The 21975-nt window shown below is 71.5% G+C and carries 18 protein-coding genes and 1 riboswitch; of the genes, 2 read left to right on the forward strand and 16 right to left on the reverse strand.

Going from position 1 to position 21975, the window contains the following annotated elements; all coding sequences use genetic code 11:
* Window positions 1–102: 102 nt before the first annotated feature.
* A complete protein-coding gene (gene holA / locus ACYQ77_RS28470) occupies window positions 103–1080 on the reverse strand; it encodes a DNA polymerase III subunit delta (RefSeq protein ID WP_459716586.1) in 978 nt (325 codons plus the stop codon).
* Between the two features lie 147 nt (window positions 1081–1227).
* Window positions 1228–1358: riboswitch (SAM riboswitch) on the forward strand.
* Window positions 1359–1369: 11 nt separating this feature from the next.
* On the opposite strand from holA, the gene thrC reads away from it, so the two are divergent.
* On the forward strand, window positions 1370–2629 hold the full coding sequence (thrC, locus tag ACYQ77_RS28475) for a threonine synthase (RefSeq protein WP_459716588.1): 1260 nt from the start codon (window positions 1370–1372) through the stop codon (window positions 2627–2629).
* A gap of 34 nt (window positions 2630–2663) precedes the next feature.
* On the opposite strand, the gene ACYQ77_RS28480 is transcribed toward thrC, so the two are convergent.
* From ACYQ77_RS28480 to nadD, 8 genes are all read right to left on the reverse strand, one after another.
* Entirely contained in the window at window positions 2664–3230 is a 567-nt protein-coding gene (locus ACYQ77_RS28480; protein WP_459716589.1) for a hypothetical protein, read from the reverse strand.
* Between the two features lie 47 nt (window positions 3231–3277).
* Complete coding sequence (locus ACYQ77_RS28485; protein ID WP_459716591.1) at window positions 3278–5683, reverse strand: ComEC/Rec2 family competence protein; 2406 nt, start codon at window positions 5681–5683, stop codon at window positions 3278–3280.
* Complete coding sequence (locus tag ACYQ77_RS28490) at window positions 5680–6492, reverse strand: helix-hairpin-helix domain-containing protein (RefSeq protein ID WP_459716592.1); 813 nt, start codon at window positions 6490–6492, stop codon at window positions 5680–5682. The genes ACYQ77_RS28485 and ACYQ77_RS28490 overlap by 4 nt, the downstream gene beginning before the upstream one ends.
* 141 nt (window positions 6493–6633) lie before the next feature.
* A complete protein-coding gene (locus ACYQ77_RS28495) occupies window positions 6634–7491 on the reverse strand; it encodes a DegV family protein (protein ID WP_459716593.1) in 858 nt (285 codons plus the stop codon).
* 36 nt (window positions 7492–7527) lie between these two features.
* A complete protein-coding gene (octT, locus tag ACYQ77_RS28500; protein WP_459716595.1) occupies window positions 7528–8247 on the reverse strand; it encodes a diglucosylglycerate octanoyltransferase in 720 nt (239 codons plus the stop codon).
* 6 nt (window positions 8248–8253) lie between these two features.
* Window positions 8254–8868 carry a histidine phosphatase family protein gene (locus tag ACYQ77_RS28505; protein WP_459716596.1) on the reverse strand — a complete coding sequence of 205 codons (615 nt, stop codon included), beginning with the start codon at window positions 8866–8868 and terminating at the stop codon, window positions 8254–8256.
* Complete coding sequence (gene rsfS, locus ACYQ77_RS28510) at window positions 8865–9266, reverse strand: ribosome silencing factor (RefSeq protein ID WP_459716598.1); 402 nt, start codon at window positions 9264–9266, stop codon at window positions 8865–8867. Before rsfS ends, ACYQ77_RS28505 begins: the two co-directional genes overlap by 4 nt.
* Window positions 9267–9332: 66 nt before the next feature.
* Window positions 9333–9923: a nicotinate-nucleotide adenylyltransferase gene (gene nadD, locus ACYQ77_RS28515; protein WP_459716599.1), complete on the reverse strand. Its 591-nt coding sequence runs from the start codon at window positions 9921–9923 to the stop codon at window positions 9333–9335.
* A gap of 124 nt (window positions 9924–10047) precedes the next feature.
* Here nadD and ACYQ77_RS28520 point away from each other — a divergent pair, with 124 nt between their 5' ends.
* Entirely contained in the window at window positions 10048–12150 is a 2103-nt protein-coding gene (locus tag ACYQ77_RS28520; protein WP_459716601.1) for a RecQ family ATP-dependent DNA helicase, read from the forward strand.
* Window positions 12151–12876: 726 nt separating this feature from the next.
* On the opposite strand, the gene ACYQ77_RS28525 is transcribed toward ACYQ77_RS28520, so the two are convergent.
* The 7 genes from ACYQ77_RS28525 to ACYQ77_RS28555 form a co-directional block, all read right to left on the reverse strand.
* Window positions 12877–14199 carry an FAD-dependent oxidoreductase gene (locus tag ACYQ77_RS28525; protein ID WP_459716603.1) on the reverse strand — a complete coding sequence of 441 codons (1323 nt, stop codon included), beginning with the start codon at window positions 14197–14199 and terminating at the stop codon, window positions 12877–12879.
* 149 nt (window positions 14200–14348) lie between these two features.
* Window positions 14349–15458: a glutamate 5-kinase gene (proB, locus tag ACYQ77_RS28530; RefSeq protein ID WP_459717030.1), complete on the reverse strand. Its 1110-nt coding sequence runs from the start codon at window positions 15456–15458 to the stop codon at window positions 14349–14351.
* Between the two features lie 8 nt (window positions 15459–15466).
* Window positions 15467–16945 (reverse strand): GTPase ObgE, encoded by a 1479-nt coding sequence (obgE, locus tag ACYQ77_RS28535; protein ID WP_459716604.1) that lies wholly within the window; start codon window positions 16943–16945, stop codon window positions 15467–15469.
* A gap of 87 nt (window positions 16946–17032) precedes the next feature.
* A complete protein-coding gene (gene rpmA / locus ACYQ77_RS28540) occupies window positions 17033–17290 on the reverse strand; it encodes a 50S ribosomal protein L27 (RefSeq protein ID WP_396105914.1) in 258 nt (85 codons plus the stop codon).
* A gap of 13 nt (window positions 17291–17303) precedes the next feature.
* Entirely contained in the window at window positions 17304–17615 is a 312-nt protein-coding gene (gene rplU / locus ACYQ77_RS28545; RefSeq protein ID WP_396105913.1) for a 50S ribosomal protein L21, read from the reverse strand.
* 171 nt (window positions 17616–17786) lie between these two features.
* The gene (locus ACYQ77_RS28550) at window positions 17787–20999 is read right to left on the reverse strand and encodes a translation initiation factor IF-2 N-terminal domain-containing protein (protein WP_459716606.1); all 3213 of its coding nucleotides are present in this window, start codon (window positions 20997–20999) and stop codon (window positions 17787–17789) included.
* Window positions 21000–21219: 220 nt separating this feature from the next.
* Window positions 21220–21969, reverse strand: a complete 750-nt coding sequence (locus ACYQ77_RS28555) for a TIGR03936 family radical SAM-associated protein (protein WP_459716607.1) — start codon at window positions 21967–21969, stop codon at window positions 21220–21222.
* Window positions 21970–21975: the final 6 nt, after the last annotated feature.

A 21975-nucleotide genomic window follows, 5' to 3' on the forward strand; every position in this document is an offset into this window, starting at 1 on the left:
ACGCAGTCCGCCGATAGCGCGTCGTCAGACCCCGCGACGATCCGGTCGATCCGGCGACGCATCCCGGCCGCTTCCTTGGCGCGGTCCGCCGACGGTGCGTCGTCAGGCCCGGCGGCGGGCCTCCGCCAGCTTCAGCACGGCCCGCTCCAGGGCGTAACCGGCGTCCACCGCGACGCCCTTCACGTCCGCGTTGACGTCCGCCACCACCTGCATGGCCATGACCAGGCCCGCCGGGTGCCAGCCACGCGACTGGGCCAGTGCCTTGCGCACCTTCCACGCGGGCATCCCCAGCTCGCTCGACAGCCGGAACGGGTCCGCGCGCCCGGCGCCCGCCACCTTGGCCACCGTGCGCACCGCGTCCGCGAGCGCGTCGGCCACCAGCACGTGCGGCACGCCCAGCTGCATCGCCCAGCGCAGCATCTCCAGCGCGCCGGTCACGTCGCCCGTCACGGCCTTCTCCGCGACCGCGAACCCCGTCACGTCCGCCCGGCCCCGGTGGTAGCGGCGGATCGCCTCGACGGTCACCTGCCCGTTGGTGTCCGCGACCAGCTGCGCGGCCGCCGCGGCCAGCTCCCGGAGGTCGGACCCGACGGACTCGATCAGCTCGCGGACCGCCTCCATGTCCGTCTTGCCGCCGGCACGCCGGATCTCGTTGCGGACGAACGTCTCCCGGTCACCCGGTTTGGTGATTTTCGGGCACTCGACCACCTGTGCGCCCGCCGATTTCAACGCGGCGATCAGGTCCTTGCCCGGCTTGCGCCCGCCACCGTTGTGCAGCACCACGAGCTGCACGCCGTCCGCGGGCTCCTTCAGGTAGGCCGTGATCGAGGCGGCGATGTCCTTGCCCGCCTCCTGCGCGCCCTCCAGCACGATCACCCTGCGCTCGGCGAACAGCGACGGGCTGACCAGTTCGGCGAGCTCCGGACCGGTCAGGTCGGTCACCTTCACGCGGGTCGTCTCGGCCGTCGGGTCGGCGAGCCGCGCCGCCTCGACCGCCGTCTGGACGGCGCGTTCGACCAGCAGTTCCTCGTCGCCCAGCACGAGTTGCAGTGCGGGCGGGGTCACGGCGGGCGCCTTCACACCGCCATCCTCGCATCACCGGCCGCGGCCGGGACGGCGGGCACGCCACGGGCGTCGAGGACGGATGAAGCCGCTCTCGAATGATGGACCTCACATTGGCCGACTCGTGGGGTCGTGCCGTAACGTGTTCGGCAGACAACTTCATACCGCTCATCCAGAGGGGCAGAGGGATCGGCCCGAAGAAGCCCCGGCAACCGGCGTCAGCCACATCGATCGCATCCGCGAGGACGGCGACGACCACGGTGCCAATTCCGACCCGCACGCGGGACAGATGAGGAGAGACCTCGCGATGACGATCACCGCCGACGCCGGCACCACCACGCTCGATCTCGGGCCTGCCCGTGCCCTGACCTGCCGTGAGTGTGGCAACCAGATCCCACTGGCCGCCGAATTCGCGTGTGCCGAGTGTTTCGGCCCGCTGGAGGTCTCCTACGAGTTCGGTGACATCACCCGAGCGGAGATCGAGGCGGGTCCCAAGTCCATCTGGCGCTACCGCAGGCTCCTCCCTGTGCCGTCCGATGTGGACGCTCACCCCAACACAGAGCCCGGCCTCACCCGCCTGGTGAAGGCCGACCGCCTCGCCGCCGCACTCGGCGTGAAGTCGTTGTGGGTAAAGGACGACACCGGCAACCCGACCCACTCCTTCAAGGACCGCGTCGTCGGCGTCGCACTCGCCGCCGCACGGCAGCTCGGTTTCCGGGTGCTCGCCTGCCCGTCGACCGGCAACCTCGCGAACGCGGTCGCCGCGGCCGCCGCCCGCGCGGGCTGGGAGTCGGTCGTGCTGATCCCGTCCTCCCTCGAACGGGCGAAGGTGCTGACGACGGCCGTGTACGACGGCGCCCTGATCGCCGTCGACGGCAACTACGACGACGTGAACCGCCTCGCCACCGAACTGGCCGCCGAGCACGAGGACTGGGCGTTCGTGAACGTCAACGTCCGGCCCTACTACGCCGAGGGTTCGAAGACCCTCGGCTACGAGGTCGCCGAGCAGCTGGGCTGGCGGCTCCCCGACCAGGTGGTCGTACCGGTCGCGTCGGGTTCCCAGCTCACCAAGGTGGACAAGGGTTTCCGCGAGCTGACCGGCCTCGGCCTCGTCGACGACAAGCCGTACCGCGTGTTCGGCGCGCAGGCCACGGGCTGCTCCCCGGTCGCCGCCGCCTACAAGGCGGGCCACGACGTGGTGACGCCGGTGAAGCCGGACACCATCGCCCGTTCCCTCGCGATCGGCGCCCCCGCCGACGGCCCGTACGTCCTCGACGTCGTCCGCCGCACGGGCGGCTCGGTCGAGAACGTGTCCGACGAAGAGGTCGTCGAAGGCATCCGCCTGCTCGCCAGGACCGAAGGCATCTTCGCCGAGACCGCAGGCGGCGTCACCGTGGCCACGGCCAAGAAGCTCATCGAGACCGGCCAGCTCGACCCCGAGGCCGAGACCGTCCTCCTCATCACCGGCGACGGCCTCAAGACCCTCGACGCCGTGCAGGACCAGGTGGGCCCGCGCGCGACGGTGCCGCCGTCCGCGGACGCCGTCCGCCAAGCACTGGCCGACTGAGCCCCAGCTCGACGCGCTCTGGCCCGAATCGCGGTCAGAGCGCGTCGAGCATGTTCAGCAGGAACCCAGGCGCACCAACGCCAAGCACCAGCCCGAGCGCCACGCCGACGGTCGCGTCCACGACGTCCGCACCGGGCTCGTGCACGGCACGCAGCGCGGCCCCACGATCCGATGTGGACAGCCGCGACACCGTGTGCCCGTTGCGTTCCAACCGTGCCCGCCACCGCCTTTCGTGGCGAAGCAGGTACTCCCGCCCCGCCACGGTCGCCCGGACGTTGAACGTCGACCGGCGCAGCCCACGCCGCCCGCAGTCCAGCGGCATCGGCTGCCCGTCGACCGTCAACGCGACCGCGTGTCGGCTGTTGGGCACGATGCGGGGCGGCCGGACAAGCCACACGAGCCGTCGCTTCAACGCATCGGGCAGCTGCAGTGACGCGCTCAGCGTCACCACCGCCTGCCACGGCCCGTGCACCGTGACGACCCGTGGATCCCACGTACCCGTCACCGTGAACATGCCGAACCGGAGATCCTGGATCCGGACGACGACCGGTTCGGTCGGCAGGTCCTCACCAACGACGGCTTTCCGCAGCTTGTCGAACACGCGGCACAAGCTAACCGACCCGTCGACAGGCACACCATCGGTTACGCCTAGGGAGAACCAGGCGGTGCCCGCGACGCCCCACGCGTGACTGCCCTCGGCCCGGAGTCCGTCGCCACGATCGCCGTGTCCCCCCTCGTGTCGGTCCGCAACACCAGCGCCCCGGTCTGTGCGAGCAACCGCATCGTGAACGGGCTGGGATGCCCGTAGCGGTTTCCCGCCCCGACACTCACCAGCGCGATCCGCGCCCGCGCCGCCGAGAACAGCTCCGGCGACGTGTACCGCGAGCCGTGGTGCGGCACCTTGATCACGTCGGCGGACAGGTCCACCCGCGCGTCCAGCAACCGCGCCTGCGCGGACAACTCCACGTCCCCGCTCAGCAACACCCGCCCGGCAGGCGTGGTGGCCCGCAACACCAGCGACGCGTTGTTGATCTCCGTACCGTCCGACTCCGCCCTGGGCATCACCTCCTCCTCATCCGGCGCCAGCACCTCGATCACCAGCGCGGGCCATGCCAACCGCTGCCCGGCGGTCATCTGGACCACCGGCACCCCTGCCGCACGTGCCTTCCCGCGTACCTCCTCCCAAGCCCAATGCGGTTCACGGGCCCGGCTCACGCCCACCGCGCCCACCGCCCGGTCCGCCAGCACCGCGTCCAGCCCACCGACGTGGTCCGCGTGCAGGTGGCTCAACACCACCAACGGCACCCGCGACACGTCCAACCGGTCCAGGCACCCGTCCAGCGGCACCGCCTCCGGCCCGGTGTCGACCACGACAGCGCGCCCGGCATCGCCGGTCGCGAGCACCAAAGCGTCCCCCTGTCCGACGTCACACGCCACGACGGCCCACCCGTCCGGCGGCCACCCCGGCGAGATCACCCGCAACGGCACCACCACGACCAGCAGCCCGGTCAGCAGCACCGCGACAAGCGTCCGGAAGCGCCGCGTGCGCAACGCCGCCACCAGCAACCCCACGCACCCGGCGAGCAACACCCCGCCGAGCCAGCCGTCCGGCCAGTCGATCACCGCCCCGGGCACCGCGGACGCGTGCCGAGCGACGAAGATCAGCCAATCGGCCTCCGGCCCGGCCACCCGCACCAGCACCTCGGCCGGCCACGGCGACACCGGTGCGACCACCGCCGCCAGCACCGCGAGCACGGTCGCCGGCGCGACCACGGGGGCGGCCAGCAGGTTCGCGACGACCGCGACGAGGCTGACCTCGCCCGCGAACCCCGCCACCACCGGCGCTGTGACGACGTGCGCGGCCGCGGGCACCGCCAGCGCCTCGGCAAGCCCACGTGGCACACCGCGCGCCGCGAGCCGGTCCGCCCACCTGGGGGCGATCAACACGAGCCCGCCGGTCGCGAGCACCGACAGCGCGAACCCGATGCTCACGGCCATGGCCGGATCCCACAGCACCAGCACGATCACCGCGACGGCCAGCGCAGGCAACGCCGCCCGCTGCCGTCCGACGGCGAGCGCCAGCAGCCCGACCGCACCCATCGCGCCCGCCCGCAACACGCTCGGCTCGGGCCCAGCCAGCACCACGAACCCGACCAGGGCGAACATCGCCCCGGCGGCCGCGGTCCTCGGCCCGCACCGCAGCGTCCGCAGGAGCAGCAGCGCCGCCACGCAGACGATCGCCAGGTTGCTACCGCTCACCGCCAGCAGGTGCGCCAGCCCTGCCGCTTCGAACTCGCCCACCACCTGCTGGGGCAGTCCGTCCGTGTCGCCGACGACCAGCGCGGGCAGCAATCCGCGCGGCTCCGGGTCGAGCACACCCGCCGCGTCCCGCAGTCCGCCACGCAGGGTCTGCGCGACCCGCTGCCACACCGCGGCCTCGGTCACCGCCTCCGGCGGCCCCCGTACCCGCAGCACGGCCACGGTCATGCCGCCCGGCTTGGCGGGAGCCATCGCCGCGGTCGCGGTCAGCTGCTGGCCAGGAAGCAGCGCGCGCCACCGGTCGGCCGACGCGATCACCACGACCGCGCCCGTGGATCGCACCGGACGGCCGGCGACCACCGCGCTCACCACCCGGGCCGGCACCACCACGGTCCACACGCCGCCCTGCTGCCCGCCGAAGCCGGAGGAGACCACCGGTTTCGGTCGTTCGGTGACCTCGACCCGGACGATCGCCGACGCACCCGCCCCTGCCAGTGCGCGGAGCGGATCCTCCGCGACGGCGCGCAGCCGCACCGTGCCCGCCAGCCCCACCAGCAGGCCGCACACCAGCAACGACCACGCCAGACCGCGGCGCCACCACCGTGCGAGCGCCGAACGTCCACGGGACCGGACCAGCACCGCGATGCCCACCGCGACCCCGATGGCTCCGGCGACGGCGGCCCACCACCAGCCGAGCAACAGCCCCGCCATCGTGGCCAGCCACACCACGAGCGCGGCGGGCACCAGCCGCCAGTCCTGCCTGCCGCCGACCTCGAGCCCCAACCCGCTGATCATCGCGCGACGACCAGGTCCTGGAGCTTCGCGAACCGGCTCGGTCCGATGCCGTCGATCTCCCGCAGCTGGTCGACGCTGTCGAACCGGCCGTGCTCGGTGCGCCAGTCGACGATGCTCTGCGCGGTCACCGGGCCCACTCCGGGCAACGTGTCGAGATCGGTCAGCGTGGCCGAGTTCAGGTCGATCTTCTGCGGTTCACCGGGCGCCGTCGCCCCGCTCACCGGCTCGGCACCGGGTGGCGGTGGCACGCCGACGTAGATCTGTTCTCCGTCGGCGAGCTTGCGGGCGAGGTTGAGCGCACCGAGGTCGGCCCCGGGCACCGGGCCACCGGACGCGCGCAGGGCGTCGGCAACGCGCGCGCCCTCGGACAACGTGACCAGGCCCGGCCGGGTGACCCGGCCCACCACGCTGACCACGATGGACGACTCGGCCGCGGCCTCGCTCGCCGCCGCGACCGGTAGCACCGGCGGTGGCTCGTGTTCCGTGCCGCCCGACGTCACGGCGACGCCGACGGCGATCATGATGACCAGGACGAGCCCGCCGACCGCCGCGACGGCCAGCTTCCGCCTGCGGCCACCGGCCGATTCGGGCGTCCACTCCGCCACCAGCCGGCCCGCCCTGCCACGCCGCCACCACGGCTCACGAGGTGGCGGTTCGGGTGGATCGGCCGAGACGTCCTCCCACTCCTGGTCCGGCGGAAGCTCGGCGGTCTCGGTCCTCGGTTCCGCGCGGGCCTGTGCCATGAGGCTCGTCAGCCGGTCCCGGGTCTCGTCGTTTCGCCGCTCGCGGCGTGCAGTCGTTTCGATCACGGGTTCGACGATATGCGGGAGCGGGCGGACGGGCGGGCCGGTGGACGTTCGCTGTGGACAAGTCGGTGGGCTGTGGACAACTGCCCGCGACAGCGGACCACGGGCACGGAATTGTCGGTGCGCCGTGCGACGATGCGGGGTTTACCGGTCGGCCGGGCACACGACGACGGCGAGCATGCCCGGACCCGTGTGCGCACCGATCGCCGCGCCGAGTTCCGACACGAGGCACCCGGACGACGGAGAGATCCGCTCGTCCAGCCGGGTCGCGAGTTCCACCGCGCGATCGTGGGCGGCCAGGTGGTGCACGGCCAGCTCCACGCCGTCCGACCCACTGGCCACACTGGCCTGTTCCGCCAGGTCGACCAGGCGCGCGACCGCCCGGTTCGTGGTGCGCACCTTCTCCAACGGCACGATGTGGCCGTCCTTCACGTGCAACACCGGCTTGACCGCGAGCGCGGTGCCGAAGAACGCGGCGGCCGACCCGATCCGCCCGCCTCTGCGCAGGTATTCGAGGGTCTCGACCATGAAGAACGCCGTGGTGCGCGCGGCCGCCGTCACCGCGGCCTCCTCGACCGACTCCCCCGTGCCGCCTGCCGCCGCCACCGTCGCGGCACGCAGGACCGCGAAACCGAGCCCCATGACCGTCGTCCGCGAGTCGACCACCCGGACGCGGTCGACCCCGACCTCCTGGGCCGCCAGCCGCGCCGAGTCCCAGGTCCCGGACAGCTCGCGGGACAGGTGCACCGACACGATGCCGTCCGCCCCCTCGTCGAGCAGCCGCCGGTAGACCCGCGCGAACTCGTCCGGGTTGGGCCGGGAGGTCGTCACCGTGTGCTTGCCGGTCAGCGCGGTCGCCACCTCGACCGGTCCGAAGTCGACGCCGTCCAGCCCGGACCGGTCGTCGATCAGCACGTGCAGCGGCACGACGTGCACAGCGTGCCGGTTGGCGAAGCCATCCGGCAGGTACGCACTCGAATCGGTGACCACGGCGACCGGCACGGTCGGGAGCCTACGTTGTCGGCGGGAAGATGACGGTCATCGCGGCCGGTCGAGCAGCGCACCGGCCGTGTCGGCCAGGGCCTTGCCCACCAGCTCGTGCGCCTCCCAGCCCCAGTGCATGCCGTCCGGGTTGCCCCGGCCACCCAGCACGTGGTCGCCGACCAGCGACGCGAGGTCGAGCAGCGGCACGCCGGCCCTGTCGCCCCACGCCTGGATCGCGGCGGTTCCGGTGGCCCGCCCGGTATGCACGAACCCGTACGAGCTGGCCCTGTGCACCGGCGGCAGGACCCCCACCGCGGGCAGGTCCGGGCGCAACGCACGGATCGAGCCGAGAACCCGGTCGAGGTAGCGGACGGTGAGCGTGGGTGGCAGCGCCACCGGGCGGCCGCGGAGTGCCCTGGCCAGCCACGGCTGGGCGGCGACATACCGGTCCCGTGCCCAGCGGCGCAGGGGTTCGGGCCGCAGGTAACGCAGGCCTTCGCGCAGGTAGGTGGGCAGCGGCGAGGGCAGCGTGTCCATGCTGCCGACCGCCAGCACGAGCACGTCGGCCTTCGGCAGCTCGGTCCACACCCTGGGGTCGCTGGTGAGCGACCAGAACGCGTCCCGGGCCGTCCAGCCGGACCTCGCGAACAGCTCGGCGTGACCGCCCAGGACGGCTGCGGCGCGGTTGGGCCACAGCCGCTCGTCGTCGGCGGGATAGGGGCCGTCCGGTCCGTGGAAGCTCAGCGAGTCCCCGAACACCAACAGGGTCGTCAACGCAGGTCAGCCGGTGATGCCGGCGTTGTACACGATCAACCGCCACGCCAGACCGCTCGTGGCCCGGCGCGCGAGCACCACCCAGTGGCAGTTCCCGATGCCGCCGAGCTTCGCCCAGGTGCTGACGGGCAGCTCGAGGAGGTACCCGGTCAGCGCGGTGATGAGCCCGCCATGCGCGCACAGGACCGCCGTGTCCTCAGTGGACTGGTCGAGGTCGGCGACCACCTCGGCGGCACGCGAAGCCACCTCGACCCGCGCCTCGCCACCGGGCGGCGTCCAGGTCGGGTCGGTCTGCCAGATCTGCCGGGCACCCGGCCACTGCTCGTCGACCTCGGGGCCGGTCATGCCCTGCCAGAGACCGAGGTGCGTCTCCCGCAGCCGCTTGTCGAACCGCAGCGGCACACCGGTGGTCTCGGTGAAGATCGTCGCCGTGTCCGTGGCCCGCTTCAGGTCCGACGCGACGACGACGTCCGGCGAGAACCTGGCCAGCGCCGGGACGGCGAACCTGGCCTGGTTGCGGCCCACGTCCGTGAGCACCGAATCCAGTTGGCCCTGCATCCGGCTCGAAGCGTTGTAGTCGGTCTCGCCATGTCGCCACAGGACGAGCCGGCGCAGGGTCACGTCGAACCGCCCTCGGTACCGTTCGGCTCGGCCGGCATGCCGTCCGGGACGAACTCGATGCGGGGGCAGTCCTTCCACAGCCGCTCGAGGCCGTAGAAGGCGCGCTCCTCGGCGTGCTGGACGTGCACCACCACGTCGACGAAGTCGAGCAGCACCCAGCGGCCTTCACGTGCACCTTCACGGCGCACCGGCTTGGTGCCCGCCGCGCGCATCTTCTCCTCGACGTTGTCGACGATGGCGCCGACCTGCCGCTCGTTCGGCGCGGAGGCGATCACGAAGCAGTCCGTGATGACCAGCTGGTCCGAGACGTCCAGCACGATCACGTCGCTGGCCTTCTTGTCGGCTGCCGCATTGGCGGCGACCAGCGCCAACTCCCGTGCGTCGTGCGTTGCGGCCACGTCACTCCTCGTTCGTCAAAGCGGCAGTTCAACCCTGAGAGAGTACCCGTGCGGAGGCTTCTCGGGTTAAGCCTCCCGATAGAGATCTCTCTTGCTGATGTACTGGACAACGCCGTCGGGGACCAGGTACCAGACCGGGAGGCCGGAAGCGACCCGTTCACGGCACGCTGTCGAGGATATCGCCATCGCGGGCACGTCGATGAGACTCACCGAACCGGCGGGGAGGTGCCTGCTGTCCAGCCGGTAGCCGGGCCTGGTCACGCCGACGAAATGGGCGAGCGAGAACAGCTCCTCCGCCTGCCGCCAGGACAGGATCTGTTCGAGCGCGTCCGCGCCGGTGATGAAGAACAGCTCGGCGTCCGGGTGGATCCCGCGCAGGTCGCGGAGCGTGTCGATCGTGTAGGTGGTGCCCCCGCGCTCGATGTCCACCCTGCTGACCGAGAAGCGCGGGTTGGACGCGGTGGCGATCACCGTCATGAGGTAGCGGTCCTCGGCGGCGCTGACCTTCCGGTTGCTCTTCTGCCAGGGCTGCCCCGTCGGCACGAAGATCACCTCGTCGAGGTCGAACTTGGCCTGGACCTCGCTGGCGGCAACGAGGTGCCCGTGGTGCACGGGATCAAAGGTGCCACCCATGATCCCGATCCGACGACCTGTCATAGCTGGTCAGCGTACGTGCAGCGGCTTCCGGCCGGATGTGTCGCCCACCACTTCTCCGAACGAAAGTCCCATTCGCTCGGGCTTGTCCTGGCCCACTCGCGCCCGATGCGCCATCGTGGATCCCGTGGACGAGCAAGCACTTCGCAACTCAGCAGAAACCCGGCTCCGTGCCCTCGCCGGCGAAGGCGCGACCTTGCGGGAAGACCAGTGGACAGCGATCAAGGCGCTGGTGGTCGACCGCAGGCGAGCGCTGGTCGTGCAACGCACGGGGTGGGGCAAATCAGCCGTGTACTTCCTCGCCACCGCACTGTTAAGGGAACTGGGCAACGGGCCGACGGTGATCGTCTCGCCGCTGCTCGCCCTGATGCGCAACCAGATCGCCGCGGCGGCGCGGGCGGGGGTGAACGCGGCGACCATCAACTCCGCCAACCTCGACCAATGGCTGGACGTCCAGGCCGACGTCCTCGCGGGCCGCACGGACGTGCTGCTGGTCAGCCCGGAGCGGTTGAACAACCCGGACTTCCGGGAGACCGTGCTGCCGGAGCTGACGGCGTCGGCCGGGATGCTGGTGGTCGACGAGGCGCACTGCATCTCCGACTGGGGGCACGACTTCCGGCCGGACTACCGCAGGCTCCGCACGCTGCTGACCAGGCTCCCGGAGGGTGTGCCGGTCCTGGCCACCACGGCGACGGCGAACGACCGGGTGGTCCGGGACGTCGCCGACCAGCTCGACCTGGGCAAGCAGGACACGCTCGTGCTGCGCGGCGAGCTCGACCGGGAGAGCCTGCACCTCGGTGTGCTGGACCTGCCGACTCCGCAGGCGAGGCTCGCGTGGCTGGCAGAACACCTCGGCGAGCTGCCGGGCTCCGGCATCATCTACACGCTGACCGTCGCGTCGGCGCACGAGGTGGCGTCGTACCTGCGGGACAGCGGGTACGAGGTCGCGGCGTACTCCGGCAAGACCGAGCCCGCCGAGCGGGAACGGATCGAGCAGGACCTGCTGGCCAACCGGATCAAGGCGGTCGCGGCGACGTCGGCGCTGGGCATGGGGTTCGACAAGCCCGACCTGGGGTTCGTCATCCACCTCGGCTCTCCCGCGTCGCCGATCGCCTACTACCAGCAGATCGGCCGTGCGGGACGTGGCGTCGAACGGGCGGAGGTGCTGCTCCTCCCCGGCACCGAGGACCGGGCGATCTGGAAGTACTTCGCGTCCCTGGCGTTCCCGCCGGAGCCAGCGGTGCGGCAGGTGGTAGACGCTCTGACCGCCGCCGACCGCCCGCTGTCCACAGTGGCCCTCGAACCGCAGTGCGACCTGTCCCGCTCACGGCTCGAGATGGTGCTGAAGGTGCTGGACGTCGACGGCGCTGTCCGGCGGGTGAAGGGCGGGTGGACCGCCACCGGAGGTGAGTGGCAGTACGACAGCGAGCGCTACCGCGGCATCGCCGAGGCGAGGCAGGCCGAGCAGCAGACGATGCTCGACTACCAGTCGACGGACAAGTGCCGCATGGAGTTCCTGCTGCGGCAGCTGGACGACCCGCATGCCGCGCCGTGTGGCCGCTGCGACAACTGTTCCGGTCCCAGGTGGAGCACCGAGGTGTCGTTGGACCGGGTCGAGGAGGCGAGCGAGCGGTTACGTCGCCCTGGCGTCGAGGTCGATCCGCGTCGTCAATGGCCAAGCGGTATGGCGCGACTGGACGTTCCTCTTTCCGGTCGAATCGGCGCCGAGGTGGTCGCGGAACCTGGTAGGGCGCTGGGCAGGCTGACGGATGTCGGGTGGGGCAACCGTTTGCGCGACATGTTCGCACCCACCACAGCGGACGGATCGGTGCCGGACGACGTGGTGAACGCGTGCATCAAGGTGCTGGCGTCGTGGGACTGGACGGAGCGGCCGGTCGGTGTGGTGACGATCGGGTCGCAGAGCAGGCCGAAGCTCGTGTCCAGTCTCGGTGAACGGCTCGCGGCGATCGGACGGCTGGAGTTACTCGGCCAGATCGGTTCGGAACCGTCCGGGGAGCACCGCGCGAACAGCGCGTTGCGCCTGGCCCAGGTGTGGCGGAAGCTCACGGTCGACGCGCACCTCACGGAGCGGCTCTTCGCGGTGAACGGGCCGGTGTTATTGGTCGACGACCGCCTGGAGACGGGCTGGACGATGACGGTCGCGGCCAAGCTGCTGCGAGAGGCAGGAGTACCGGCGGTCCTGCCCTTCGTACTGGCGACCACCACCTGAGACCCGCGCAGATCCCTCCGGAACGCGACCCGAGCATGCCGGGCGCGGAGTTCAGGCACGGCAAACACATGGTGGGTGTGTTTGCCGTGCCCTCCCACCGCGTCGCCATGGGCGACTCGCTGTTTGAAAACTACACAGTGGTTGAACCTGTCATGCGTGTCATCGGAGCCGAGGACGGTGGCAGCGATGGTAAGACTGGCCACGGCGCGGTTGCGTTTGAGGCGGTTGATGCCGCATTCGACGGCGTGGCGTTGGGTGTGGATCTCGGGGTCGAACGCGGGTGGTCGACCACCCGCTCGTCCTTTGTTCTCGCGGTGACGGAGCTGGTCGACCGGTTGTGGGATGGTGGCTGCGTTCTCGCAGGTGGGTGCGGTTGGCGCGGGACGCGTAAGCCCGGTCAGCCAACACCCGGCCCGGGGGTCCGCTGTCGGCCGCCCCGGTGCGGGGCACCCGGATTCCCTCGGTCTAGGTGGTAAACCCGACCCCACCGGGTGGCTCAACCTGCAGATTCCCTTTCCGCGGGCCAACTGCGGTGCTGATGCGCCCGAGAGATCGTCGAGGCGACGCTCACGATCTACCGGAGACCTCGCCTAGTTGATCAACGACACGCCGACACCACCCACGACGGTCCGGTCACCAGCTCCCAACAGGAAACACGCTCCAACCACGACCCCAAGATCCAAGCAGTCTCGCCGGGTCCACTTACAGGTCCTGTGAATTCACGCGTCAGTCGTTGCCGAGGTCGGCGAACACCTTGCGCTTCAACGGAGGTACGAGTGCGAAAACGCGCAGGGCGATCTTGAACATGGAGCGGCCCAGCCAGTTGTTCGAGATCGTCTGCTTCGCGGTACGGAGGGACAGGCGGACGGCGGCGAAGCCGTAGTCAATCATCTGGGTCTCGTAGTCCCGGATGGCGGCGAGCAGCTCCCGCTTGCCCTGTGCGGCGTCGATCAGGTTGCGCGCCAACAGTTGGGCGTCCCGGAGCGCGGTGTTCGCACCGATGCCGCGGAAGGGCGTCATGCTGTGGATCGCGTCGCCGAGGACCGTGATGTTCGTGGTCTCCCACTGGGTCACGGGCACCGAGGTGCGGATCGGCAGGAGGGTCACGGTCTCCCCCGGTGTTTCCGCGACCATCCGGCGCAGGTCCGGGTGCCAGCCCGCGATCTGGCGGCCGGCCAGGTCCCGCAGGCCGGTACCGTCCAGTGTGGACAGCCGCGCCTCGTCGCACGGGTACTTGCCCTCGTTCGCGGCGTAGGCCCACATGAGGTAGCTGGTGGTGTTGTCGAAGTGGAGTCCGAGCCGCGCGGACTCGTCGTTGCCACCGATGGTGTTCGCCGTGGCGGACAGCAGGCTGTCGCTGAGGTCGTGCGGGGCCATGAACATGCCGCAGCCCGATGGCGGCAGCACGTTGTTCGGGCCGTCTTGCAGGTGGCGCGGCAGCCAGCGCCGGACCTCGTCGGTGAGCGGGAGCTTGCCCGCGATCGCACGGATCCCGGTGTCCACGCGCCGGGCCTCGGGCAGGTACTGGCGCGTCACGCGCGAGTTGGCCCCGTCGGCGCCGACGAGGACGTCGACGGTCGCGGTGGTGCCGTCGGCGAAGTGGCAGGTGACGGTGCCGTCGTCGGCGCGCTCGTACCGCTCGAACTCCTTGTCCAGGTGCAGCACGTCGTCCAGTCCGGCGGACAACACCTGGTGCAGGGTGATCCGGCTGACCGAGTGGTGCGACCGGGCTGGGTCGCGTCCAGTCCCGGACGTGACGTCGTCCTCGATCATCAGCAGCTCATCGAGCTGTTCGTTGACGAACCTGAAGGCACCACCCGAGCTGCCGCAGGTCTCGACGAAGGCCTGCCACTGGTCGGCGGGCAGGCACTCGTGCAGGGCAGCGGCACCCTTGGGGTTGATGTGCACGCGGTAGCCCTGGAGCCGTTCGGTCCGGACCCCGCTGCGTTCGTAGACGGCGACAGGGACACCGGCCTTGCGCAAAGCCTGCGCGAGGCACAGCCCGCCCGTGCCGCCGCCGATGATCCCCACCCGGAACTGCCTGGTCATGTTGATCCCTCCGTCGCGTCGATCGTGACAGAGCGATAATCAATCGTTTGTATGACTAAGTCAATCCTCTAGTTGACTAAGTTGGACGTGACGGAGCACACTCGGGTCTGTGCAGCGGGATGGTCAGTACGACCAGAGGAAGGGCCTGCTCAGTGGCGGAGGGGAACCAGGTCGTCGGCGTGGACGACCTCTCGCCGGTGTTCCGGGGCCAGTTCCTCGCTCGAGTGACCGATCAGCATGGGCAGCTCGGAGGCGTCGAAGGCCACGACTCCCCGGGCCACGACGTTGCCGTGCGGGTTGGTCAGCTCGACGACGTCGCCTGCCTCGAACTCGCCGGTGACCGAGGTGATGCCCGCGGCCAGCAGGGAACGGCGACGGTCCACGACCGCCTTGACGGCACCGTCGTCGAGCTGCAGCTTCCCTCGGGGATCGGCGGCGTAGGCCAGCCAGAAGCGGCGTGGGGTCAGTCGGCGGCCCACCGCCGCGAAGGCGGTGCCGACGTCGGCGGGGCCGAGGGCCCTGGCGGCGTCGGAGGCGGCGGCGAGCAGCACGGGGACACCGGACGCCGACGCCAGCCGGGCGGAGGCGAGCTTGGTCGCCATGCCGCCGGTGCCGACGTCCGACCCGACGTCGTCGGCGTCCACCTGGGCCAGGTCGGCGTGGTCGTGCACCTCGGCGATGCGCTTCGCGTCCGTCCGGCGGGGGTTGCCGTCGTACAGGGCGTCGACGTCGGAGAGGAGGACCAGGGCGTCGGCGCCGACGAGGTAGGCGACGAGCGCGGCGAGGCGGTCGTTGTCGCCGAAGCGGATCTCCTCGGTCGCCACCGTGTCGTTCTCGTTGACGACCGGGACCACGCCCAGCGCCAGCAGGCGGGACAGGGTGCGCTGGGCGTTGCGGTAGTGGGAGCGTCGGACGACGTCGTCCGACGTGAGCAGGACCTGGCCGACGCGGAGACCGTAGCGGGCGAACGACGACACGTAGGCGTGGCCGAGCACCAGCTGGCCGACGCTGGCGGAGGCCTGCTGGGTGGCCAGGTCGCGGGGGCGGCGGCTGATGCCGAGCGGTGCGAGACCGGAGGCGATGGCGCCGGAGGACACCAGCACCACCTGGCTGCCCGCGGTGCGGCGGGTGGCCAGCGCGTCGACGAGGGCGTCGAGGCGGGCCGGGTCCAGGCCGCCCTCCGCCGTGGTGAGGGAGGACGAGCCGACCTTCACCACGATCCGTCGGGCGGCCGCCACCTGCGACCTGGTCGCGGACAGCACTCCGGTCACGACAACTCGTCGTCTTCCTGCTCGTCGGTGTCCTGGTCGGCCGGCTCCTGGCTCGACGGCGTGCGGCGGGCGATCTTGGCCGCCTTGCGCTCGGCCGCGCCGACACGGGTGTTGCGCTCGAGCCGGGGGTCACTGCCGCGGTTGTGCATGACCACGTCGATGCCGGCCGGGGTCGAGGGCTCCCAGTCGAAGGTCACGCCGCCGATGGTGACCGGACAACCGGGCTTGGCGCCGCGCTCCGCCAGCTCCTGCTCGACACCGAGCCGGTTCAGGCGGTCGGCGAGGTAACCGACGGCCTCGTCGTTGTCGAAGGCGGTCTGGCGGACCCAGCGCTCGGGGCGTTCGCCGCGGACGATGAACCCGCCCTCCTGCTCGGGGTCCTCGACCACCGTGAAGCCCGCGTCGTCGACCGCGGGCGGGCGGAGGACGATGCGGCTCGCCTCGAGCGACGGGCGGGAGGCGCGGTCCTCCTCGACGATCTTCGCGAGCGCGTAGGACAGCTCGCGGAGACCTTCGTGGCTGGCGGTGGACACAGCGAAGACGGGGAGGCCGCGTGCCTCCAGGTCGGGACGGACCATGTCCGCGAGCTCCCGGGCGTCCGGCACGTCGATCTTGTTGAGCACCACGACGCGCGGGCGTTCGGCGAGGCTGCCGCCGAGGCCGGGCGTGTAGCGGGCCAGTTCCTCCTCGAGGGCGTCGACGTCCGAGACCGGGTCGCGGCCGGACTCGTAGGTCGCGCAGTCGACGACGTGGACGAGCACGGAGCACCGTTCGATGTGCCGGAGGAAGTCGAGGCCGAGGCCTTTGCCCTGGCTGGCACCCGGGATGAGGCCCGGCACGTCGGCGACGGTGAAGGTGGACTCGCCCGCGGTGACGACGCCGAGGTTGGGCACGAGCGTGGTGAACGGGTACTCGGCGATCTTCGGGCGGGCCGAGGACAGCACCGAGATCAGGGACGACTTGCCCGCCGACGGGAAGCCGACGAGGCCGACGTCGGCGACGGAGCGCAACTCCAGCACGAGGTCCGCGATCTCGCCGGGCTCGCCGAGGAGGGCGAAGCCGGGGGCCTTGCGGGCCTTGGACGCGAGGGCCGCGTTGCCGAGACCGCCCCGGCCACCCCTGGCGGCGACGAAGCGGGTGCCGTTGCCGATGAGGTCGGCGAGCACCTCGCCGTCCTCGGTGAGCACGACCGTGCCGTCGGGCACCTTGAGTTCGAGCGACTCGCCGGCCGCGCCGTCGCGGTTGCTGCCCTGCCCCTGCTTGCCGTTCGAGGCACGGGCGTGGGGGCGGAAGTGGAAGTCGAGGAGCGTGTGCACCCCGGAGTCGACGACGAGCACGATGTCGCCACCGTTGCCACCGTTGCCGCCGTCCGGGCCACCGAGCGGCTTGAACTTTTCGCGGTGCACCGAGGCGCAGCCGTTGCCACCGTTGCCGGCGGCCGCGTGGATGACCACACGATCAACGAATCGGGACACTGCGAAAACCTTCCTGGAACGCAAAAGAGGGACGGGCCGCTAACTCGTCGGCCCGCCCCTCGTGGGGTCTTGCTTCGGTCGCGGGCTTCAGCCCTCGACCGGGACGATGTTCACGGTCTTGCGACCGCGCTTCTCGCCGAACTGGACCGCACCCGCGGCCAGGGCGAACAGAGTGTCGTCACCGCCGCGGCCGACGTTGACGCCCGGGTGGAACTTGGTGCCGCGCTGGCGGACCAGGATCTCACCGGCGTTGACCTGCTGGCCGCCGAAGCGCTTCACGCCGAGGCGCTGGGCGTTGGAGTCGCGTCCGTTGCGGGAGCTGGACGCACCCTTCTTGTGTGCCATGGCTGTTCAGCTCCTACTTGGTCTTGATGCCGGTGACCTCGACGCGGGTCAGCTTCTGCCGGTGACCCTGCCGCTTGTGGTAGCCGGTCTTGTTCTTGAACTTGTGGATGCGGATCTTCGGGCCCTTGGTCTGGGCCTTGATGACACCGTTCACGGACACCTTCGCCAGGGCGTCGGCGTCCGTTGTGACCTGGTCCCCGTCGACGACGAGCAGTGCGGGGAACGTGAGCTCGGCGCCCGGCTCACCGTCGAGCTTCTCGACCTCGACGATGTCGCCAACGGCGACCTTGTACTGCTTGCCGCCGGTCTTGACGATCGCGTACATCGGACGCAACTCTCCTGCTACTCGACTGCTTCGGAAAACCTTGGGGCTACGCGGCGACCGGGCGAGATGACACCGGGCTCGCGCACGAGTCGGCCCACCAAAGCGGCGGGCCGACCCCCAGGATACGTGTCTGCCGGAACGGGGATCAAACCGGGGTCAGCCAACCCGGGCTCAGCCATCGTGCCGGACGCTGACCGGAGGCCCGGCCGGACGCGAGGCCGCGCGGCGCGGCTGCCTGCGTGGCGGCGTCGCGGGCGCGGGCACCGACGGGGCGGTCGTGGCCTCGGACTGGTCGACCGTGCCGTTGGTCCGCTCCTCCGGGCGCTCGCCGGACTCCGACGGCTCCGAGGACGGCTGACCGGCGTCGAGGCCGTCAGCGACCGGCTCGGCACGATCTTCGGCGTCGTCGGCAGGCGCACCGGCGGCCGGGGAGCCGCTGGTGACGGAATCGGCGTCCGTCTCGGCGGAGGCGGGCTCGCCGGCTCCGGGTGCGTCGGCCGCTGACGCGGCAGTCGCGGGCTCGGTGACCTCGGGGGCGCCGGTCGTGGCCGCCGCGTCGTCGGCCGGGACCGGCTCCGCGGGCTGCTGCGTGGCCGGCTCGGCCGAGGGGGCCGGGCCGGTGTGGACGCCGTTGGTCTCCGCTCGGCTCGCGGCGGCCTCGGTGCTGGTGGCGTGGCCGGCGGCGCGGGCCTCGGCCCGGTTGCGGGTGCGGTGGCGGCTGCGGTCGCGCGCAGGCTCCTCGGCGCGGACCTCCGGCTGGGCATCCTTCTGGGCGTCCTGCTGAACGGCCTGCTGGGTGTCCGGCTCGGCGGTCTCGGACTCCGACTGCTCGGCGGGCGTGACCTTGGTGGCCTTGGCGATGTCGCGGACGGCCTCCTTCGCGGCCAGGGCAGCGGCTTCCTTGGCCTGGTCCTTGCTCGCGGCCTTGTCCTTGCCCTCGTCACCCCGGCCGCGGGAGCGGCGGGTGCCGCCACGGGACGGCTCGGCGTGGGTGTGGCCGTTGCCGTTGCCGGGCTTGCTGACCGGCTCGGTGGAGACGAGGACGCCGCGGCCCTTGCAGTGCTCGCAGGTGGTGCCGAACGCCTCGAGGAGACCGGTGCCGACCCGCTTGCGGGTCATCTGCACCAGGCCGAGGGAGGTGACCTCGGCGACCTGGTGGCGGGTGCGGTCGCGGCCGAGGCACTCCGTCAGCCTGCGGAGGACCAGGTCGCGGTTGGACTCCAGCACCATGTCGATGAAGTCGATGACGATGATGCCGCCGATGTCGCGCAGCCGGAGCTGGCGGACGATCTCCTCGGCCGACTCCAGGTTGTTCCTGGTCACCGTCTCCTCGAGGTTGCCGCCGGAGCCGGTGAACTTGCCGGTGTTGACGTCGATGACGGTCATCGCCTCGGTGCGGTCGATGACCAGGTAGCCGCCGGAGGGCAGCCAGACCTTGCGGTCCAGCGCCTTGAGCAGCTGCTCCTCGATGCGGTACTCGGCGAAGACGTCAGTGTTGCCGACGTGCTTGCGGAGGCGGTCGGCGAGCTCGGGCGCGACGTGGCTGACGTACGCGTCGACGGTCTCCCACGCGGTGTCGCCCTGGACGACCAGCGCGGAGAAGTCCTCGGTGAACAGGTCGCGCACGACCTTCACCAGCAGGTCGGGCTCCTCGTAGACGAGGGACGGCGCGCCGACCTTGCGGACACCGTTGGTGCCCTCGGTCTTGTCCTTGATGACCTGCCACTGGGCCTGGAGGCGGCGGACGTCGCGCGCCAGCTCCTCCTCGCTGATGCCCTCGGAGGCCGTGCGGATGATCACACCGGCGTCCTCGGGGACGACCCGCTTGAGCACGTCCTTGAGGCGGCGGCGCTCGTTCTCCGGCAGCTTGCGGGAGATGCCGGTGGCGCCACCACCCGGCACGTACACGAGGAAGCGGCCGGGGAGGCTGATCTGGGTGGTCAGGCGGGCGCCCTTGTGGCCGACCGGGTCCTTGGTGACCTGGACGAGCACGCTGTCACCCGTCGACAGGGCCTGCTCGATCTTGCGGGCCTTGCCCTCGAGGCCGGCGGCGTCCCAGTCGACCTCGCCCGCGTAGAGCACGGCGTTGCGGCCGCGGCCGATGTCGACAAACGCGGCCTCCATCGACGGCAGCACGTTCTGGACGCGGCCGAGGTACACGTTGCCGACGAGGGAGCCGGAGCCCGACGAGGTGACGAAGTGCTCGACGAGCACGCCGTCCTCGAGCACGCCGATCTGGACCCGGTCGCCGCGCTCGCGCACGACCATGGCGCGGTCGACGGCTTCGCGGCGGGCGAGGAACTCAGCCTCGGACAGGATCGGGGCGCGGCGGCGGCCTGCCTCACGACCGTCGCGGCGGCGCTGACGCTTGGCCTCCAGGCGGGTGGAGCCGCGGACGCTGCGCACCTCGTCGCGGCCGTCCGACTCCGGCTTCTCCTTGTCCTCGCGGGCCTCGCGCACGTGGACGACGGTGTTCGGCGGGTCGTCGTCGGTCGGGGCGCCGTTCTCGTCGTCGGCACCGCCGCGGCGCCTGCGCCTGCGCCGGCGCCTGCGGGTGGCGCCGTCCTCGCCGTCGGCCTGCTCCTGCTCGTCGGTGTCCTCGGCCTCGGACTCCTCCTTGGCCTTCCGTTTGGCGGGCTTGTCCGTCTTGTCGGCCTTGTCCTGCTTGGCGGCCGGTTTCTGCTCGTCCTCGACCAGCTCGTCGGCAGCGCCGTCGTCCTGGCCGCCCTTGCCACGGCCACGGCCACGGCGGCCGCGACGGCGGCGGGGCCTGCCTTCCTCGGAGTCCTCGCCGATCGTCTCGTCGGTCTCGTCCGTCTCGTCCTCGACCAGCTCCGGCTCGTCCTTGGGCCGGGCGGCGGGGCGGGACGGCGCCGCGGTGGGCTCCGGCGGGAGGAACAGCGGCGACGCCGAGGCGAACACCGGGGTGGGCGGCGTGACCCGGGCGGACTGGGACTGCTCGGGGGTCTGGGTACGTGCGGCGGCCGGCTCGCTGAAGCCCGGCGTGCCCGCGACCCGGGGCGTGCTCGGCTGGGCGGCGGGGGCCTGCGACTCGGCCTGCTCGGCAGGGGCCTGCTCACCGGCGGCCGCCGGGTCCGGCGCGGTCGCCACCGCGGCGGCCTCCTCCGCGACGGCCGGGTCGGCCGTGAGGACGCCCAGCGCTTCGGCCACGCGCAGCGCCAGCTCACGGTCGATGCTGGACTGCACGCTGCGGCCGTCGACACCGAGTTCGGTGACGGCCGCGAGCACCTCACGGCTGCTGCGGCCCAGCAGCTTGGCAAGCGCGTGCACGCGGATCCTGGCGGGCAGGTCCGCGAGTGCGGCGGCGATGGGTGTGGTGGTGTCCCCGCCGGTGTTTCCGGCAGGCGTCGACATATCCGACATGTAGCTCCTTCACCCCCGGGCGCGTCCATCAGCGCCGGCGCTGTGCACCAGCACTCTCGGACGCGGCCACACAGGGGCCTCGTTGTCCTCGCCTCACCGTGCTCCTACGGTGACGCGTGTTGTCGTTCCGCCGCTGGGCGGCGGGAATCCTCGCCTCTCGCCGTGTGTACCGGGCCAGCCCGGCGACCACGGCAGGTCAGTCACAACGTCGCGCCGGGCGTCACCCGGATGCCGAAGCCCGTGCGGCCCGGTCCGGGGCCAACGGGTCGGACAGACCTCCGCTGTCGTCTAGCCGCCCCTGGGCCATCCGGGTCGCCTTCGCGGGCACCGGCGGTTCCAGGGCGGCGACGACGCGGAGCGCGCTCAGCACGTCGTCCGGTCGAACGGCAGGTGTCAGCTGCCGGACAACCACGACGAGTATCCCACATGGCACGGGCGGAGTGGTTGAAGGAGACACGACCGGGTCATCTTCGACCCATCCGGTGACGATCGCGGAGCGTGCGTCGATGGTGCGCATTCCGTGCTTGGTCAGGCGCTCGACCTCGACGACCTCCTCGGCGACCAAGCGTTCCCAGGCGGCTTTCAGCGTGTCCGACGCCACGCCGGGAAGTTCGATCCGCCACCGGCTCGCCTCCATCCGGTCCGCCAGCGCGTCCCCTCCCGCGCCCACCGGCACGCCGACCGCCTCCAGCAGGTCGAGCCCCGGCGGCATGGCCGCATCCAGCACGCGGACCAGCTCGTCCGGTTCGAGCGCCTCGACCAGCTGTATCTCGACGTACTCCGCCTCGCTCGCGACCCCCGTCGGCGACGCGCCGATCCACGAGATCTTCGGGTGGGGGTTGAAGCCCTGGGAATACGCCATCGGCACCCGTGCCCGGCGCAGGGCGCGCTCGAACGCGCGGGCCACGTCCCGGTGTGAGGTGAACCTCAACGGGCCGCGCTTCGCGTACCGAAGCCGCAGCTTCTGCACCGCAGC

The organism is Actinophytocola sp. KF-1 (assembly GCF_054661535.1).

Excerpts from the sequence above, each read along its gene's own strand:
- thrC (WP_459716588.1), top strand. The coding sequence starts at position 1,370 with ATGACGATCACCGCCGACGCCGGCACCACCACGCTCGATCTCGGGCCT.
- ACYQ77_RS28485 (WP_459716591.1), bottom strand. The coding sequence starts at position 5,683 with ATGATCAGCGGGTTGGGGCTCGAGGTCGGCGGCAGGCAGGACTGGCGG.
- nadD (WP_459716599.1), bottom strand. The coding sequence starts at position 9,923 with ATGACAGGTCGTCGGATCGGGATCATGGGTGGCACCTTTGATCCCGTG.
- ACYQ77_RS28525 (WP_459716603.1), bottom strand. The coding sequence starts at position 14,199 with ATGACCAGGCAGTTCCGGGTGGGGATCATCGGCGGCGGCACGGGCGGG.
- rpmA (WP_396105914.1), bottom strand. The coding sequence starts at position 17,290 with ATGGCACACAAGAAGGGTGCGTCCAGCTCCCGCAACGGACGCGACTCC.
- rplU (WP_396105913.1), bottom strand. The coding sequence starts at position 17,615 with ATGTACGCGATCGTCAAGACCGGCGGCAAGCAGTACAAGGTCGCCGTT.
- ACYQ77_RS28550 (WP_459716606.1), bottom strand. The coding sequence starts at position 20,999 with ATGTCGGATATGTCGACGCCTGCCGGAAACACCGGCGGGGACACCACC.